Origin of the sequence: Aureimonas sp. SA4125 (assembly GCF_019973775.1) — a bacterium.
GTDB lineage: Bacteria > Pseudomonadota > Alphaproteobacteria > Rhizobiales > Rhizobiaceae > Plantimonas.
In genome coordinates, this window is the sequence record NZ_AP025032.1 from 4,181,077 (window position 1) to 4,196,224 (window position 15,148).

The window sequence follows — 15,148 nt, forward strand, 5'->3', positions numbered from 1 at the left end:
CCATGCGGCGCGCGCTCAAGAGTCTTCTGAAGGATCGTAAGGCGGCGACGGCCGTGGAGTTCGCCTTCGTCGCTCCGTTGTTCTTCGCTTTGGTGTTTTCGACCATCGAGGCGGGCTGGACCATGACGCAGGGAATGATGCTGGATCGTGCTCTCGACCAGACCATCCGCCTCGTGCGGCTGGGCTCGGCAGACGCGCCGAAGACTCAGGATGCGATCCGCTCCGCCATCTGTTCGAGAACGCCGGTCATTCTCGACTGCCGGAACGTTCTGTCCGTCGAGATGGTCCAGATCAATACGCCCGCCGACTTTCCGACCGACGCCGCACGCTGCGTCGACCGATCCGGCGCGGTCAATCCGACCCTGCGCTTCAGCAACGGCGAGCGCGCCTCCATCATGTATGTGCGGGCCTGCGCCGTCGTCGATCCCGTGACCCCGCTGATGGGACTGGCCCTCGCCCTGCCCAAGGACTCCACCGGTGGCTATCGTCTCGTCTCCACCTCCGCCTTCATGAACGAACCGGGATGAGGAAACGGACTTCTCGCCGGCGCACGATGCGGGCATTCGCTTGCGACAGGCGCGGCATCGCAGCCATCGAGTTCGCCATCATCGCGCCCACCCTGTCGCTGCTGCTCCTCGGGTCGGTGACGCTGTTCAGCCTGCTGCGCGACAGCGGCCGGTGCGAAAAGGCGACCTTCACCATCGGGGATCTCCTGTCCCGCCAGACGACCGTCGACAACACTATTCTCGCCAACATGACGCAGCTCTTCGCCAAGATGACGCCGGCCGACGCCCCCAGCCGGACCATGCGAATGACCAGCGTCAAGAAAACCGCGGGCAAATACAGCGTCGACTGGTCCTATGCGGTCGCGCCGCTCGTCAAAATGACCACGGCGACCATTCCCATCGCCAGCCTTCCCGACATCGCCGACGGCGACTCATTCCTTCTGGTCGAGTCGCACGTGGCCTATCGACCTCTCGTTTCGATCGCCGGCTTGATCGACGGTACGCACGACCAGTTGTCGATCAACCGCCCGCGCTTTACGGCTGCCGTCGTGAAGACGGATTGAACCGGATGGCCGGCCCCTTCCTGCCGAGATGACAGCGCGGGGCCGTCAGCGTAGAACAGGTTCTTTCGCCACGCTCGGGACTCTCGTGACGCCTGCCCATCTCGTTCTTCGCCATGGCACCGCCGACGCTCACGAAATGGTCGATGCCGCCTTCGGGCGCTTCGACCTCGGCCGGGCCGAGGACTACCGCCACTTTCTCCTGGCGCAGGCACGGGTGCTGCTGCCGCTCGAAGCGCGGCTGGCGACAGCGCTGCATCTACCCTTCCGCCCTCGCGGCCACCTTCTCGCCAGCGACCTCGCTTCGCTCGATGCCGTCGTTCCCGAGCCGCTGACGGTCGAGGGACTGGATGGTGAGGAAGCGCTTCTGGGCGCGCTCTACGTGCTCGAGGGATCCCGGCTCGGCGGCGGCATGCTGGCGCGCCGTGTCGGCCCCGATCTGCCACGCGCGTTTCTCGGCGCGACGCATCTGCGGGGCGAATGGCGGACGCTTCTGGCTGCGCTCGACGCCGCGGGCGAGACCGAGGCGGCGCAGGCGGCCATGGTCTCCGGGGCGCGCTTTGTCTTCAACCTTTATGCCGAAGCGGCGGGACGTCCCCTGGCCATCGCCTGATCAGGCGTGCGCGACACCGACGGCTGCCGTCAGGATCGCCCGAAGGCCCGGACCGTTGCTGTCGTAGCTGATGTTGCCGTCCAGCCGCTCGACGATCGCGCGGATCATCCTTGTCCCGAAACCCATTTCGGGAGCCTGCATGCCCCGCCCCTCGTCGGCGACGATCAGCCGGAAACTGCTGCGATAAGGCTCGAGCACGATGGAGATCCTGCCGGGCTCGCCGTCATAGGCGTATTTCCGGGCATTGATGATGAGCTCGGTCAAGATCAGTCCCGTGCTGACCGCGCGATCGGCCGGCACGAGGATCGGGGCGAGATCGACCTTCAAATGGTCGCTCCACTCCGACCCCATGGATCGGCGCATATCCTCGCACAGCTCTTCCAGGTAACGACCGAGATCGATCAGTTCGACATTGTCGTCCTGATGCAGCCGCCGGTGCACGAGGGCGACCGCGGTCAGCCGGCGCTGCGCCTCGTCGAGTTCGCTGACGACGGCCGGATCCTTCGAGGCGCGGGACTGCATGGAAAGGAAGGCGGATACGAGCTGCAGGCTGTTCTGCACCCGGTGGTTCACTTCCTTCACCAGGTAGTCCTTCTGGCGAAGCAGGCCCTCCTTCTCGGCCAATGTCGCTGTGAGCTCGCGGTTCAGCGCTTGGAGACGCCGGCTCTGCCGCTCCTTGACCACCGCGTCGCGCAGCCTTCCGGCCGCCTCGATCTCGCCGAGCGTCCAGGGCCGTGCGGCGCCGCGGACGGTCTCGCTCCAGGCGGCGAAGGAGGCGCGGGGGTTGAGGATCTCGCCCTCGGCCTGGACTATGGCCTTGTGCGGATCGCCTGCCCACTTGATCACCTCGACCCGCTCGGCCCGGAACCACAGGTAGGCGATCGGTGGCTGGCCCGGCGGGGTGACAGAGAGAAGACCGCTGGCGGTTTCGCGGTAGGCCTCGGCCGGCGCGTGGAGGCGGGACAGTCGATCCGTCGCAACGGGATCGGGTCCGCTCTGGGCTTGCAGCCAGACTGCAATCGCCAGGATCGCCGCGGCGTCCGGACAGCTGCCGGTCGGGCGCACGTCGCGCCCCTGCACCAGGGCAAAGCCGTCGGCCCCCAGCATCCTCTGCAGTTCAGAGAGGCTCGACAGAGAGAGTTCGGAGTCCATGCCCTCGCGGGCCAGACGCGCCACGATCGCATCCTCTGCCGCCCGCAGACGCAAGCGCTCGCGGTAGATTTCGGCCTCCTCCCGGGCGCGGATCTGTCGGGCGAGTCCCCCGGCCAGAACCCCGCAGGCAGCCCGCATGTCGACGGCGAGATTGCGCGGCGTGCGGTGGTGGCAGGCGACGAGCCCCCACAGCATGCCGTCCTTGACGATTGAGATCGACGCGGAAGCGCAGACGCCCATGTTCTGGAGGTAACGGATGTGGATCGGTGAGACGCTGCGCAGCGATGCGTCGCTGAGGTCCAGCCCAGCGAAACCTGCGGGGCGCAAGGGCGCCGGGTCATAGCCGACATCCGGGATCACCCGGACGTGGTGGCGCACATAAAGGGCGCGCGCCTGCTTCGGGATGTCGGAGGCGGGAAAATGATGATTGAGAAAGGAGCCGAGGGCCGGATCACGGGCTTCCGCCACGACGGTGCCGGTCTCGTCCTCGAGAAAGCGATAGATCATGACCCGGTCAAACCCGGTGAGGTCACGGAAGACTGTCGCCGCCTGGTCGCACAGGGCGCCGAGGTCGCAGGCGCGGCCAAAGCCGGTGCCGGCGTGGTCGAGATAGGCCAGGACCGCGCTCGCCGAACGCCGGATGTCGGCAACCGGCTCGAGCTCGACCACAAGGTGCGGCGCGGACTGATGGAAGACCGCGTCAAACTTCTCCCCGCGCCCCTCGACCTCGATTACCGCCGGCGCGTGAGCGGAACCGCCCGGAGGCGCAGCCTTGCCGATCAGCGTCTCGAGATCCGATCCGAGCCAATTCACGGCCAGCCGCGTTTCGAGATCGCCAGCACCGGCGACGACCCGCATGGTCTGCCGATCGACCACCAGGAGCAGCCCGTGTGGCTGGATGGACCCTGGAATATGGATCGGCTCCCGATCACAGACCGTCAGATCGCCGCCGAGGTTGGAGAGATCATAGGCCTTGGTCAGTTTGGATTTCGCATCGCCCACACAACACCTCTGGTCTTCGAATCGCACCGATGTGAAGACGCCTAAGATTTCTTGCGTGTTCGGGTTCCATTGTTCCTTCGTGCCGAGGGGCCGATTTGCAGAGGAGAGACCGGATTCGGGCCCGAGCCGGATGCGGTTCGATCAGACCTTGGCCATACCGAGCAGCGTCGCCATCCGCCGTACGGCCAGGACATACCCCTCGACGCCGAAGCCGGCGATCACGCCTTCAGCGCGCAGCGAGACATAGGAGTGGTGGCGAAACGCTTCGCGCTTGTGGACGTTGGAAATGTGGACTTCCAGTACAGGGCCGTCGAACGTGTTGAGGGCGTCCAGAATGGCGACCGAGGTGTGAGTGAACGCGGCGGGATTGATGATGATGCCCGATCCCGCCTCGCGCGCCTCGTGGATCCAGTCGATGATCTGGAACTCGGCATTGCTCTGGTGAAAGCGTATGGCGAGCCCGAGCGTCTCCGCCTGCTGCCGGCATTCGCCCTCGACGTCGGCAAGCGTTTCACGCCCGTAGATCTCCGGCTGGCGCTTGCCGAGAAGGTTGAGGTTCGGGCCGTTCAGAATGAAGATCGGTCTGGTCATGGTCATCCCCTGGATCGGGCGCATCCGCCCCTGCAGACGCAAGAGCCGGCCCTGCCGCATGCCGCCGGCTCGCGCGTCGCCGACATGAAGTCCTAGACGGGGACAGGTCCTGCTCGCAACAGGTGGCCGGTCGGCAGTCGCGTTGCCGTGGCCGCCCTCCCCGGCCGCCGGCCGTCTTCGCCGGCAGCCGCCGTTTCCGGGCGGCCGGCTGGCCGCGGCGCTCGTCCCGGCAGCCTTGTTTGCCCGCAGCCTCATCGCCTGCCGGCGGCCCTCACGCAGCCGTTCCGGTTCGGCTCCGCCGACGGCCTGGCGCAAGCTTGCGCTGTCATAGCCTCGCGTCAGCCAGGAGATTCCGATGATCACCCCGACCCACGATTCCTTCGTCACCTCGAGCTTTCGCACTCTTGGCTATGCCGGGGCGCTGCTCTTCACCGTTTGCCCCCCGGCCTTCGCCTACGAGGCCTATCTGATGCTGTACACGACGGCCGCCGAGGAAAACCCGTCCATCGGTCTCTTCGCCTCCGCGGCACTCGTCCTGTCCTTCGCCAGCGTGCCGATGATGCTCGTCGGTCGCCGCAAGCGCGTTTCGGGCCAGCAGAGCCTGGCGCATCTCGAGCCCGGCGCCGTCTGAAGCTTTCCGGGGTGCGCTGCCGTCCCGACGGACCGACGCAACGATTGAGACCCTGCCCTGGAGCGGCCAGGCGCGACGATGCGCTCCACCCTTGAGTGCTGCAACGCAACATGCTGCAATGGATACCGGCCGTGCCGCCCGGCGCCGCCGGGAGCCGCGCATGGACTTGATCCTCAGAAACGCTTTTCTCGCCGATCGCCCCGGCCGGCCGGTCGACATCGGCATCGCCGGCGGGCGCATCGCCGCCATCGAGGACAGCCTGGCCGCAGACGGCCAGAGCCTCGACGTCTCGGGCTGCCTCGTCTCATCGGGCTTCGTCGAGACGCACATCCATCTCGACAAGTCCTGCATCATGGAGCGCTGCCGCTCGGTGCGCGGCGATATCACCGAGGCGATCGAGGAGGTGGCGAAAGCCAAGCGCGGCTTCACCGCCGAGGACGTCTACGCCCGTGCCCGCCGCACGGTGGAAAAGGCGATCCTCCACGGCACGACGGATATGCGCACCCATGTCGAGGTAGACCCCGGCATCGGCCTTGTCTCCCTCGACGCCATCGAGCAGCTCGCCCGGGATTATGCCTTCGCCCTCGGCATCGAGATCTGCGTCTTCCCGCAGGAGGGAATGACGAACAATCCCGGTACCGAAGAGCTGATGATCGCCGCCATGAAGCGCGGGGCAAGGGTCGTCGGCGCCGCGCCCTACACCGACAGCGACCCGCACGGCCAGATCGACCGCGTCTTTGCCATCGCCCGCGATTTCGACGCCGACATCGACATGCATCTGGATTTCGGCCGACTCGACGGGACGGAGAGTCTCGATCTCGATTACGTCTGCGCGCAGACCGAAAAATTCGGCCGTGGCGGCCGCGTCGCCATCGGCCACGTCACCAAGCTGAGCTATGCCGACCCCGAGCGGTTTGCCGGTGCCGCAAGACGCCTCGCGGACGCCGGCGTCGCCCTCACCGTCCTCCCCGCGACCGACCTCTTCCTGATGGGCCGCGACAGGACGCACGCCCATTCGCGCGGCGTCACGCGGGCGCACGACCTCCTCGCGCATGGCGTCAATTGCTCGCTCTCCACCAACAACGTCCTCAACCCCTTCACCCCCTATGGTGACGCCTCGCTCGTGCGCATGGCCAACCTCAACGCCAACATCTGCCACATCGCCAGCGCGGCAGACCTTGCGGCGTGTTTTGCGATGGTCACCACGCGGGCGGCAAAGCTGATGAACCTTGGCGACTACGGACTTTCCGTCGGCAAGTCGGCGGACCTCGTCGTTATCGACGGCGCGACGCCCGAGGGCGTCGTGGCGGAGGTCGCGCCGGTGCTGGCGTCTTTCAAGCGCGGGCGGCCGGTGATGACCCGGGCGCGGGCGGAGATCCATCGGCCGGGGTAAGACATCGCTGCCTCGTCGCAACCGGTCTCGTTTCACCGGTCAAAGACGGGCCTCCGCCCCGGTCTGGGCCGCGGCGGAGGTCTGGACGCTATGCGGCCTTCGCAAGGACGGTCTGGTCCGTGCAATAGCGAGATTGCGCCGCGGCGACGCCCGAGCCGAGCGCGATCTTCGCGCCGCAGTCGACGAGGGCCATCTCGGCCACCGACAGGGCGCCGAGCAGCATCATCTCGTTCGTCGCGCCGATGTGGCCGATCCGAAAAACCTTGCCGCTGAGACGCGTCAGGCCCGAACCGAACGAGACGCCATAGCGATCATAGGCCCGGCGCAGCACCTTGACCGCGTCGACATCGGCCGGCACGCAGACCGCCGACACGGTATCGGAATGCCATTTCGGCTCGCGGGCCATGAGGTCGAGCCCCCAGGCCGATACCGCCGCCCGCACGCCGGAAGCGATGTGGTGATGCCGCGCGAAGACGTTTTCCAGGCCCTCCTCGAAAAGGAGATCCAGCGACGCGCGCAGGCCGCGTAGCAGCGGGGTCGCCGGCGTATAGGGGAAATAGCCGTCCTTGTTGGTGCGCTGCATGTCCTCGAAGGAGAAGAAGCAGCGCGGAAACCGCGAGGACTTGTGCGCTTCCAGAGCCTTCTCGCTGACGCAGATGAGGGCGAGGCCGGTCGGCAGCATGAAGCCCTTCTGGCTCCCCGCGACGATGCCGTCGACGCCCCATTCGTCCATGCGAAAATCGATCGAGGCGATCGAGGAGACGCCGTCGATGAAGAGGAGTGCCGGATGGTCCGAGGCGTCGAGCGCCTTGCGCATGCCGGCGACGTCCGAGGTGACGCCCGTCGCCGTCTCGTTATGCGTGCCGAGCACGGCCTTGATCTCATGCGCCCTGTCGGCGGCGAGGATGTCGGCGAACGTCTCCACGGGAACGCCCTTGCCCCATTCGACGTCGACGATCTGCACCGTGAAGCCGAGGCGCTGGCACATGTCGGCCCAGAGCACGGAGAACTGGCCGAAGGTCGAGATCAGCACCTTGTCGCCCGGGTTGAGGGTGTTCGTCAGCACAGCTTCCCAGCCGCCCGTCCCCGTCGACGGATAGATGAAGGGCTGGCCCTTCTGCGTCTGGAAGACCTTCTTCAGATCGGCGAAGAGCGGCAGAGTGAGTTTTGGAAAATCGTGCGAGCGCATATCCTCCTGCGGAACGCTCATGGCACGCCGGACGGTGTCCGGGACGTTGGTCGGGCCCGGAATGAAGAGACCTGGATGGTGGTTCATCGTTATCCTCAAGATGTCACGGCGACTGGATCTGCGCCATTTTCGTGTCTTGAAGTGATCGCGACGCCACGAAAGAGCCCGCACTCTGTACGAACGCTCCGTCCCGGTGCCCTTGTCGCTAAATCCTCCCGTTCGTGAGGGTGCTCCCGCCGGACCTTTCTGAAAAGTTAATTCTTCAAGCAGCGTCCATAAGAAAAATTAATCTTGGCGCTACACTTTTCTGCCTCACATCCTGAGCCTCCCCGCATAGCCCGTCAGCTCCAGATAGCCTCGCCCTCCCGGCACGGTCACCGCGCCCTCCCAGTACACCGGCATGCCGCCCGAGCGGCCGTCGAGTTCCTGGTCGTCGAAGAGCGGCGTGAGGAGGAAGCGGCGCGTGCCCTCGGGAAGCCGAATGGTGAGGGTCTGCTCGACGGGATAGGCGGCGTCGGTGCGCGGCGAGGTCCAGCGGCGGACCGGGGCGAGCGTCACGTCGTCAGGGTCGAACCGAAAGATGCTGCCGTCGGGGCGGCGGAAGGAGCCGCCGGCCCAGAGCGTCGCGTCGTTCTCTCCGCGGATTCGGAACGCCATCAGCGCGCTGCCGTCGTCGAGATTGAGGCCGGTCCAGTCCCAGCCGACGGCGCCTTCCGACAGAATGTTCGACGACCATTCGCGGTCGAGCCAGGCCTCGCCGGTGACCGCGACGGCCTGGCCGCCACCGCTCTGGCCGTTTCGGGTCAGCGTGCCGGTGACGGCGAGATGCGGGAGGGAATAGTAGCGGCTGGCATCGGCCGGATTTTCGCCCTTGCGGCTGTAGCCGTCCTCGCCCTGCGGAAAGACGTCCTGCGTGGGAGTGAAAGCGAGCTCGAAGGCGAATTCGGGCGTCGCGACGACCGTGGTGAAGCGCCCGGCGGCGTCACGGCGAAAATTCCAGTCGCGCAGGACGACGTCGGCGTCGCCGGTCTTCGCCGCGGCGATTCCAAATCCCTCGCGGGCGGCGCGCTCGCCGTGGAGGAGATGGCCGACGGCGGGGTCGGACAGGGCGGCATGGGCAAAGAGGATCTGTGTCGGCGCGAAGGCGCTCGGATTGTCGGACTCGTCCGGCGGCAAGGTCCTGCCGGCAGGCGGGCTGCCGTCCGAGGGCCGGCTGCGGAAGAAGGTGACCTGGAAGCCGAGGTCCTGTCCATCCGGCGTCTTCAGCCAGCCGGTGACGTACCACCATTCCGTGCGGAAATCGGGATGGGCGCCGTGGTCCTCGGGGAAGACAAGTGGGACGCCCGGCTCGGCGGCCGGATAGGGGCGTTCGGCGGCCGTCGCTGCGGACAGGCCGAGGAGGACGGCCAGGAGGGTGGCGATAAGGCGGATTGCTCGGGCGAAGCGGACGGCAGGCGCAGCCAACCTGGTTCGGTTGCGGCTTGGGCTACCCTCCTCTGCCCTGCCGGGCATCTCCCCCTCAAGGGGGGAGATCGACCGGGGTGGGAGACGCGTGAATTCTGGAACCGGTGCAGAACAGGAAGGGCCGCGGTTGCGCTTGATCTCCCCCCTTAAGGGGGAGATGGCCGGCAGGCCAGAGGGGGGTGCAGCCCGCGGTCTCATCAGCCTTGGCCTCCATCGACAATGGTCGAGGCAAGGCTCGCTACCAATCCATAAATGCCCATCACCAATCCTCCCGCACCGCCAGCACGGCACTCGTCGCGTTCGCACGGCGTCCGGCGACGAGCGCGGTGCCGGCGGCGGCAAGCACCAGAGCGGAGACGACGGCGAGGATGGTGCCGAGCGGCAGGATCGTCGTCATCGTCCAGTTGAAGCTCTGCGGGTTGATCACATGGATCAGCACCTGCGACAGAACGAGGCCGAGGCCCGTGCCGGCCAGCCCGCCGACGGCGCCGAGAAGCGCACCCTCCAGCCCGAGCATCGCCATGATCTGCCCCTTGCCGACACCGAGATGGCGCAGCATGCCGAACTCGCGCACCCGAGCGATGGTCTGCGACGACATGGTCGCGGCAACGCCGGCAAGGCCGACGAGGATCGCCACCGCCTCCAGCACGTAGGTCACGGCAAAGCTCTTGTCGAAAAGGTCGAGGGCGAACCGCCGGAGCGTCGCCGGCCGGGCGATCGAGACGGTGGACCGCACCTCCTCCGGCAAGGCTTCGAGCAGTGCCGCGCCGGTCGCATCGGCGTCGGCGCCCGGGGACAGCGTCACCGCCGCCTCGCCGCGCGCGGTGTCGCCGGTGAGGCGCTGGTAGTCGGCGCTGCCGATGACGATGGCGCCCTGCTGCCGCGCATAGTCTCGCCACACGCCGGTCACCCGGAACTCTTCGCCCTCGCCGAGCGGCAGCGCGATCACGTCGCCGGGCTGCCAGTCGTAGAGGCGCGCGGCGGGCTCGGATACGTAGACGGGAATGGGTGCCCCGCTCGGCGCCGCCGTCTCGTCCTGCGGCGTCGCGGCGGCCGCAGGCGTCTCGGCTTCTGCGATCAGCACCATCGCCTCGGGATCGACGGGCCGCGCGATCAGTGTCACCGGGGGTCGGTCGGGCCGGAGCGTCAACGGGATCTGCCGGCTGAAGGCGATGGCCGCAACACCCGGGACGGCCGCGAGGCGCGCCTGCATTTCGGGGTCGAAGCCGGCGCCGCTCTCGGCGCGGAGATAGACGTCGGCCGAGAGCACGTCGACGAGCCACTGGTCGACGGCGCCGCGAAAGCTCGTGACCATGGTCGCCATGGCGATCATCAGCGCGGTGCTGGCGACGATGCCGCAGAGCGCCGTTGCCGCCGCGCCCGGCGCCCCGTGGACATGGCGCACCGCGAGCGGCAGCGCGACACCGCGTCCCTCTCGGCGCGCGAGCGGCGCCAGGAGCTTTCGCGCGAGCCAGGGGACACCCGCGACGCCGCCGGCCAGAATCAGCGCCATGCCGGCAAAGCCGAGAATCGGCAGATTGCCGAGGGGCGGCGCAAAACTGGCGAGCCCGCCCGCCGCCATCAGCACCAGCGCCGGCTTCCACGGCACGGGCCTGCGCGGATCCAACATGTCGCCGCTGTTCTTCAGGGCCGCCGCGGGGGCCGCCTTCGACGCTGCCAGCGCCGGCAGCACGCTGCCGAGGAGCGCGGCGCCAACGCCGAGCGCCCCGAAGACGACGGCGGCCAGCGGCTGGAAGACGACGCCCGCAGCGGCGCCCCGGAAATAACCGGCGCCGAGATCGCCGCCGAGATAACGCAGCGCAAGGCTGGCGAGGGCATAGCCGGCGACGAGCCCGGCCAGAGCGCCCAAGATGCCGATCACGAAACCTTCGAGCGCGACCACCGCGACGATGCCGCGCCGGGGAAGTCCCAGCGTGCGCACCAGGGCAAACGCCCGCAGCCGCCGCGCCACCGACAGCGACTGCGCCGAAAAGACGAGGAAGCCGCCGGTGATCAGCGCCACCAGCGCCAGCATGTCGAGATTGACGCGGTAGGCCCGGGACAGGGCGCTGCCCTGCGCGGCCTCCGTCTCCGTGCTGGCAAGGCTCGCATCCGCCGGCAGCAAGGCGGCGATCGCCGTCCGGGCCGCGGGCGCGTCACGCAGTTTCAGGTCGAGCCGGTCGAGGCGGCCAAGCCGGTCGAAACGCCATTGCGCGGCCGCGATGTCCATCACGCCGATCGCCTGGCCGTCCGGCACGCCGGCAAGAACGCCGGCGACCCGCAGCGTCGCCGTGCGGCCATTGGCGCGGACCGGCAGAACCGTCCCGATCCCGGCGCCCGTCGCATCGAGCGCGGCGCGCGAGAGAAACAGCGCCGTCGCGTCGAACAGACCGCCGGTGTCCGCGCCGTTCGTGCGCTGGCCGACGAGGCTCGGCGTCACCGTCGCGGCGCGGATGATGTCGAGGCCGAGAAGCGTGAAGCCCGCGCCCCCTGCCCGCGCCTCGAGGCTGACGACGGGGCTGGCATCCGCAACGCCCGCGACGCCGATCACCTGGGGGTAGAGGTTCTCGTCGAAGCCGAGCGGGCTTGCCGCGCGCACCGAGAGGTCGGCCGCGCCGTTGACGCTGCGCATGGCGCCATCGAAGGAGGCAAGCGCCGAGCCGTTGACGAGATGCACGGCAAAGCCGAGCGCGACGCCGACCGCGATGGCGATCACCGTCCCCAGAAAGCGTGCGGGATGGGCGCGCGCTTCGCCGAGGATCAGCCAGCGCAGCGCCAGCCGCGCGGCGAAAAGACCGGGCTCAGCCGCCATCGAGGTCCCGGAGTCCGTCGGCGGTGAGAGTGAGGATGCGATCGGCGATGGCCGCGGTGGCGCGGGAATGGGTGACGATCACGGCGGCCGAGCCGCCTTGTCGGGCGGCACCGGCAAAGAGCGCGAGCACGGTTGCGGCGGTCGACGGGTCGAGGTTGCCGGTCGGCTCGTCGGCGAGGATCAGCGCCGGCCGGTGGACAAGCGCACGCGCGATGGCGACGCGCTGCAATTCGCCGCCGGAGAGATCGCGCGCATAGTCCGCGCCCCTGTCGCCGAGGCCGACGGCCGCGAGCATCGCCTCGGCGCGGGCAGAAATCTCGGCGGCGTTGGTCGAGACCAGCGCCAGCGGCAGAGCGACGTTCTGGCCGAGCGTCAGATAGGGCAGGATGTGAAAGGCCTGGAAAACGAAGCCGATACGCTCGCGCCGCAGCCGCGTGCGCCTGACTTCGTCGAGATCGCCAAGGACGGTGCCCTCGATGGCGACGCTGCCGGAATCGCTGTCGTCGAGACCGGCGAGGATGTTGAGGAGCGTCGATTTGCCGACGCCGGATTCGCCGACGATGGCGACGACCTCTCCAGCCCCGACATCGAGGTCGAGCCCGGAAAACAGCAGCCGTCCGCCCGGAACGGATTTGGCGAGGGAAGCGACGGCCAGCGTCCTTGTAGCCGCGCGGGTGCCGACAAGTCCTGCGGTTTCGGCCCGAGAGGGGGTGGGTGGCATCGCGTCCGCGCTCCCGAGGAGTATCAGGCTGTCGGACGCTGATATGCGTCTGCGGCGACCCGAGGCAACCATCAGGACCGGCAGTGGCGCGAATGCCGCAGGCGCGGAACGCTGCCGGCTTTCTTGCCGCCGGCGGATGGCGGGGCTAAACCACGCGCTTCGACCAGAGGAGACAGACATGGCCGACCGCCCGAGCATCGAGACCATCATCGCCGGCGAGATCGGCGCGCGGGCCGAACAGGTCGCGGCGGCGGTGGCGCTCCTCGACGGCGGCGCCACCGTCCCCTTCGTCGCGCGCTACCGCAAGGAAGCGACCGGCGGCCTCGACGACATCCAGCTGCGGGCGCTGGAAACCCGCCTCGGCTATCTCCGCGATCTCGAGGCGCGGCGCGCCACCGTGCTGAAATCCATTGCCGACCAGGGCAAACTCACGCCCGCCCTCGCGTCGGCGATCGGGGCCGCTGCGACGCGACCGGTGCTGGAGGACCTCTACCTCCCCTTCCGGCCGAAACGTCGCAGCCGGGCGGACGCCGCCCGCGAACGCGGCCTCGGGCCGCTGGCGGAGACGATCCTCTCCGACCGCCGCACCGATCCCCTCGCCCTTGCTGCAACGTTCGTCGGCAAGGACGTCGCCGACGTGAAGGCGGCGCTAGAAGGCGCCCGCGACATCGTCGCCGAGACCATGGCCGAGACGCCGGCGCTCGTCGGCGCGATCCGACGGCACCTCGTCGACAAGGCCCGGCTGCGGGCCCGCGTCGTTTCCGGCAAGGAGGAGGCCGGGGCGAAATTCTCCGACTATTTCGACCATGAGGAGAAATGGGCGACGGCGCCGAGCCACCGCGTTCTCGCCATGCTGCGCGCCGCCAAGGAGGGCGTGATCAGCCTCGACATCGAGGTCGACGCCGACGACGCGTCGCCGGTGAAGCCGGTCGAGGCGATGATCGCACGGCAGTTCAACATTGCCACTTCCAGCGGCGGCGCTGCCGACGCCTGGCTCATGGGCGTCGCGCGCTGGGCCTGGCGGCAGAAGATTCACGGGCATTTGTCGACCGAATTGATGGGCACGATCAAGGAGAGCGCCGATGCCGAGGCGATCCGCGTCTTCGCGCGCAATCTGAAGGATCTGATGCTGGCCGCACCGGCCGGCGCGAAGGTGACGATGGGGCTCGATCCCGGCATCCGCACCGGGGTGAAGGTCGCCGTGATCGACGCCACCGGGCAGCTCGTCGACAGCGCCACCGTCTATCCCTTCCAGCCGCGCAACGATCTGCGCGGCGCCTCGGCCGCGCTCGCCGCGCTGATCGCCAAACACCGCGTCGAGCTCGTCGCCATCGGCAACGGCACGGCGAGCCGCGAGACGGAAAAGCTCGCCGCCGCGGTGATCGCCGATCTGCCCGGCAGGAAGCCGACCGCCGTGGTGGTCAGCGAGGCCGGCGCCTCGGTCTATTCGGCCTCCGAGATCGCCTCGCGCGAAATGCCCGACGTCGACGTCTCGATCCGGGGCGCCGCCTCGATCGCGCGGCGGCTGCAGGATCCGCTGGCGGAGATCGTCAAGGTCGACCCGAAGGCGATCGGTGTCGGCCAGTATCAGCACGACGTCGACCAGGGAGCCCTGTCGCGGGCACTGGAGACCGTGGTCGAGGACGCGGTGAACGCCGTCGGCGTCGACGTCAACACGGCCTCGTCGGCGCTGCTGTCGCATGTCTCGGGCATCGGACCGGGCCTGGCCGAGGCGATCGTCGCGCAGCGCGACAAGGAGGGCCCGTTCAAGACACGGCGCAAGCTCCTGACCGTGCCGCGTCTCGGGCCCAAGGCCTTCGAACAGTGCGCCGGCTTCCTGCGCATCCGGGACGGCGCCGAGCCGCTCGACGCCTCGGCCGTGCATCCGGAAGCCTATCCCCTCGCCAAGCGCATCGTGTCGGCCGCCGGCAAGGATTTGCGCACCTTGATGGGCGACGCGGCGACCCTGCGCAGCCTCGACCCGGCAAAATTCGTCAGCGAAGGTTTTGGCCTGCCGACGGTGCGCGACATTCTCGCCGAGCTTGAAAAGCCCGGCCGCGACCCCCGCCCCGCCTTCCGCACGGCGACCTTCGCGGAGGGGGTGAACGAGATGTCGGACCTGAAGCCCGGCATGTCGCTGGAGGGCACGGTGACGAATGTCGCCGCCTTCGGCGCCTTCGTCGACATCGGCGTGCACCAGGACGGGCTCGTCCACGTCTCGCAACTCTCCGACCGTTTCGTGAAGGACGCGTCGGAGGTGGTGAAGACCGGGCAGATCGTCCGGGTCCGGGTGCTGGAGGTCGACGTCAAGCGCAAGCGCATCAGCCTGTCGATGAAGACCGCGACAGACACGGCCGACGCACCGCCGCCACGCGAAAACCGGCAGAGCAAGCCGCCGCCACCGCGCGCGGAACCCCCGTCGCAGGGCGCCTTCGGCTCGGCGCTGGCCGATGCGTTGAAGCGCCGCTGAAGAGAGTCCGCGGAGCTAGCCATTTCAGAAGCCGGCTTATCAAA

At 68.4% G+C, this 15,148-nt stretch carries 12 protein-coding genes; 6 read left to right on the plus strand and 6 right to left on the minus strand.

Going from position 1 to position 15,148, the window contains the following annotated elements; all coding sequences use genetic code 11:
- The first annotated feature begins 2 nt into the window (after window positions 1-2).
- The 3 genes from Sa4125_RS19820 to Sa4125_RS19830 all read left to right on the plus strand — a co-directional run bounded on the left by Sa4125_RS19820 (window position 3) and on the right by Sa4125_RS19830 (window position 1,679).
- On the plus strand, window positions 3-527 hold the full coding sequence (locus Sa4125_RS19820; protein ID WP_224000874.1) for a TadE/TadG family type IV pilus assembly protein: 525 nt from the start codon (window positions 3-5) through the stop codon (window positions 525-527).
- A 26-nt stretch (window positions 528-553) separates the two neighbouring features.
- Complete coding sequence (locus Sa4125_RS19825; RefSeq protein ID WP_224000876.1) at window positions 554-1,069, plus strand: hypothetical protein; 516 nt, start codon at window positions 554-556, stop codon at window positions 1,067-1,069.
- Between the two features lie 85 nt (window positions 1,070-1,154).
- The gene (locus tag Sa4125_RS19830; RefSeq protein WP_224000878.1) at window positions 1,155-1,679 is read left to right on the plus strand and encodes a biliverdin-producing heme oxygenase; all 525 of its coding nucleotides are present in this window, start codon (window positions 1,155-1,157) and stop codon (window positions 1,677-1,679) included.
- Here the strand turns inward: Sa4125_RS19830 and Sa4125_RS19835 are convergent, their stop codons facing one another.
- Window positions 1,680-3,833, minus strand: a complete 2,154-nt coding sequence (locus Sa4125_RS19835) for a histidine kinase dimerization/phosphoacceptor domain -containing protein (protein ID WP_224000880.1) — start codon at window positions 3,831-3,833, stop codon at window positions 1,680-1,682.
- 141 nt (window positions 3,834-3,974) lie between these two features.
- Complete coding sequence (gene aroQ / locus Sa4125_RS19840) at window positions 3,975-4,424, minus strand: type II 3-dehydroquinate dehydratase (RefSeq protein WP_224000882.1); 450 nt, start codon at window positions 4,422-4,424, stop codon at window positions 3,975-3,977.
- A gap of 355 nt (window positions 4,425-4,779) precedes the next feature.
- On the opposite strand from aroQ, the gene Sa4125_RS19845 reads away from it, so the two are divergent.
- Window positions 4,780-5,055 carry a hypothetical protein gene (locus Sa4125_RS19845; RefSeq protein WP_224000884.1) on the plus strand — a complete coding sequence of 92 codons (276 nt, stop codon included), beginning with the start codon at window positions 4,780-4,782 and terminating at the stop codon, window positions 5,053-5,055.
- A gap of 160 nt (window positions 5,056-5,215) precedes the next feature.
- Complete coding sequence (locus tag Sa4125_RS19850) at window positions 5,216-6,448, plus strand: amidohydrolase family protein (RefSeq protein ID WP_224000886.1); 1,233 nt, start codon at window positions 5,216-5,218, stop codon at window positions 6,446-6,448.
- A gap of 88 nt (window positions 6,449-6,536) precedes the next feature.
- Here Sa4125_RS19850 and Sa4125_RS19855 read toward each other — a convergent pair whose 3' ends face one another.
- From Sa4125_RS19855 to Sa4125_RS19870, 4 genes are all read right to left on the minus strand, one after another.
- Window positions 6,537-7,724, minus strand: coding sequence for an aminotransferase class V-fold PLP-dependent enzyme (locus Sa4125_RS19855; RefSeq protein ID WP_224000888.1), 1,188 nt, complete (start codon window positions 7,722-7,724; stop codon window positions 6,537-6,539).
- A gap of 225 nt (window positions 7,725-7,949) precedes the next feature.
- A complete protein-coding gene (locus Sa4125_RS19860; RefSeq protein ID WP_224000890.1) occupies window positions 7,950-9,101 on the minus strand; it encodes a carotenoid 1,2-hydratase in 1,152 nt (383 codons plus the stop codon).
- A gap of 259 nt (window positions 9,102-9,360) precedes the next feature.
- Window positions 9,361-11,913 (minus strand): FtsX-like permease family protein, encoded by a 2,553-nt coding sequence (locus tag Sa4125_RS19865; protein WP_224000896.1) that lies wholly within the window; start codon window positions 11,911-11,913, stop codon window positions 9,361-9,363.
- Window positions 11,903-12,634: an ABC transporter ATP-binding protein gene (locus Sa4125_RS19870; RefSeq protein ID WP_224000898.1), complete on the minus strand. Its 732-nt coding sequence runs from the start codon at window positions 12,632-12,634 to the stop codon at window positions 11,903-11,905. The genes Sa4125_RS19865 and Sa4125_RS19870 overlap by 11 nt, the downstream gene beginning before the upstream one ends.
- Window positions 12,635-12,812: 178 nt before the next feature.
- Here Sa4125_RS19870 and Sa4125_RS19875 point away from each other — a divergent pair, with 178 nt between their 5' ends.
- Window positions 12,813-15,104, plus strand: coding sequence for a Tex family protein (locus Sa4125_RS19875; protein ID WP_224000900.1), 2,292 nt, complete (start codon window positions 12,813-12,815; stop codon window positions 15,102-15,104).
- Window positions 15,105-15,148 lie beyond the last annotated feature (44 nt).

Coding starts and splice junctions, on each gene's coding strand:
- Sa4125_RS19820 (WP_224000874.1), top strand. CDS start 3: ATGCGGCGCGCGCTCAAGAGTCTTCTGAAGGATCGTAAGGCGGCGACG.
- Sa4125_RS19825 (WP_224000876.1), top strand. CDS start 554: ATGCGGGCATTCGCTTGCGACAGGCGCGGCATCGCAGCCATCGAGTTC.
- aroQ (WP_224000882.1), bottom strand. CDS start 4,424: ATGACCAGACCGATCTTCATTCTGAACGGCCCGAACCTCAACCTTCTC.
- Sa4125_RS19845 (WP_224000884.1), top strand. CDS start 4,780: ATGATCACCCCGACCCACGATTCCTTCGTCACCTCGAGCTTTCGCACT.
- Sa4125_RS19850 (WP_224000886.1), top strand. CDS start 5,216: ATGGACTTGATCCTCAGAAACGCTTTTCTCGCCGATCGCCCCGGCCGG.
- Sa4125_RS19855 (WP_224000888.1), bottom strand. CDS start 7,724: ATGAACCACCATCCAGGTCTCTTCATTCCGGGCCCGACCAACGTCCCG.
- Sa4125_RS19865 (WP_224000896.1), bottom strand. CDS start 11,913: ATGGCGGCTGAGCCCGGTCTTTTCGCCGCGCGGCTGGCGCTGCGCTGG.
- Sa4125_RS19870 (WP_224000898.1), bottom strand. CDS start 12,634: ATGCCACCCACCCCCTCTCGGGCCGAAACCGCAGGACTTGTCGGCACC.
- Sa4125_RS19875 (WP_224000900.1), top strand. CDS start 12,813: ATGGCCGACCGCCCGAGCATCGAGACCATCATCGCCGGCGAGATCGGC.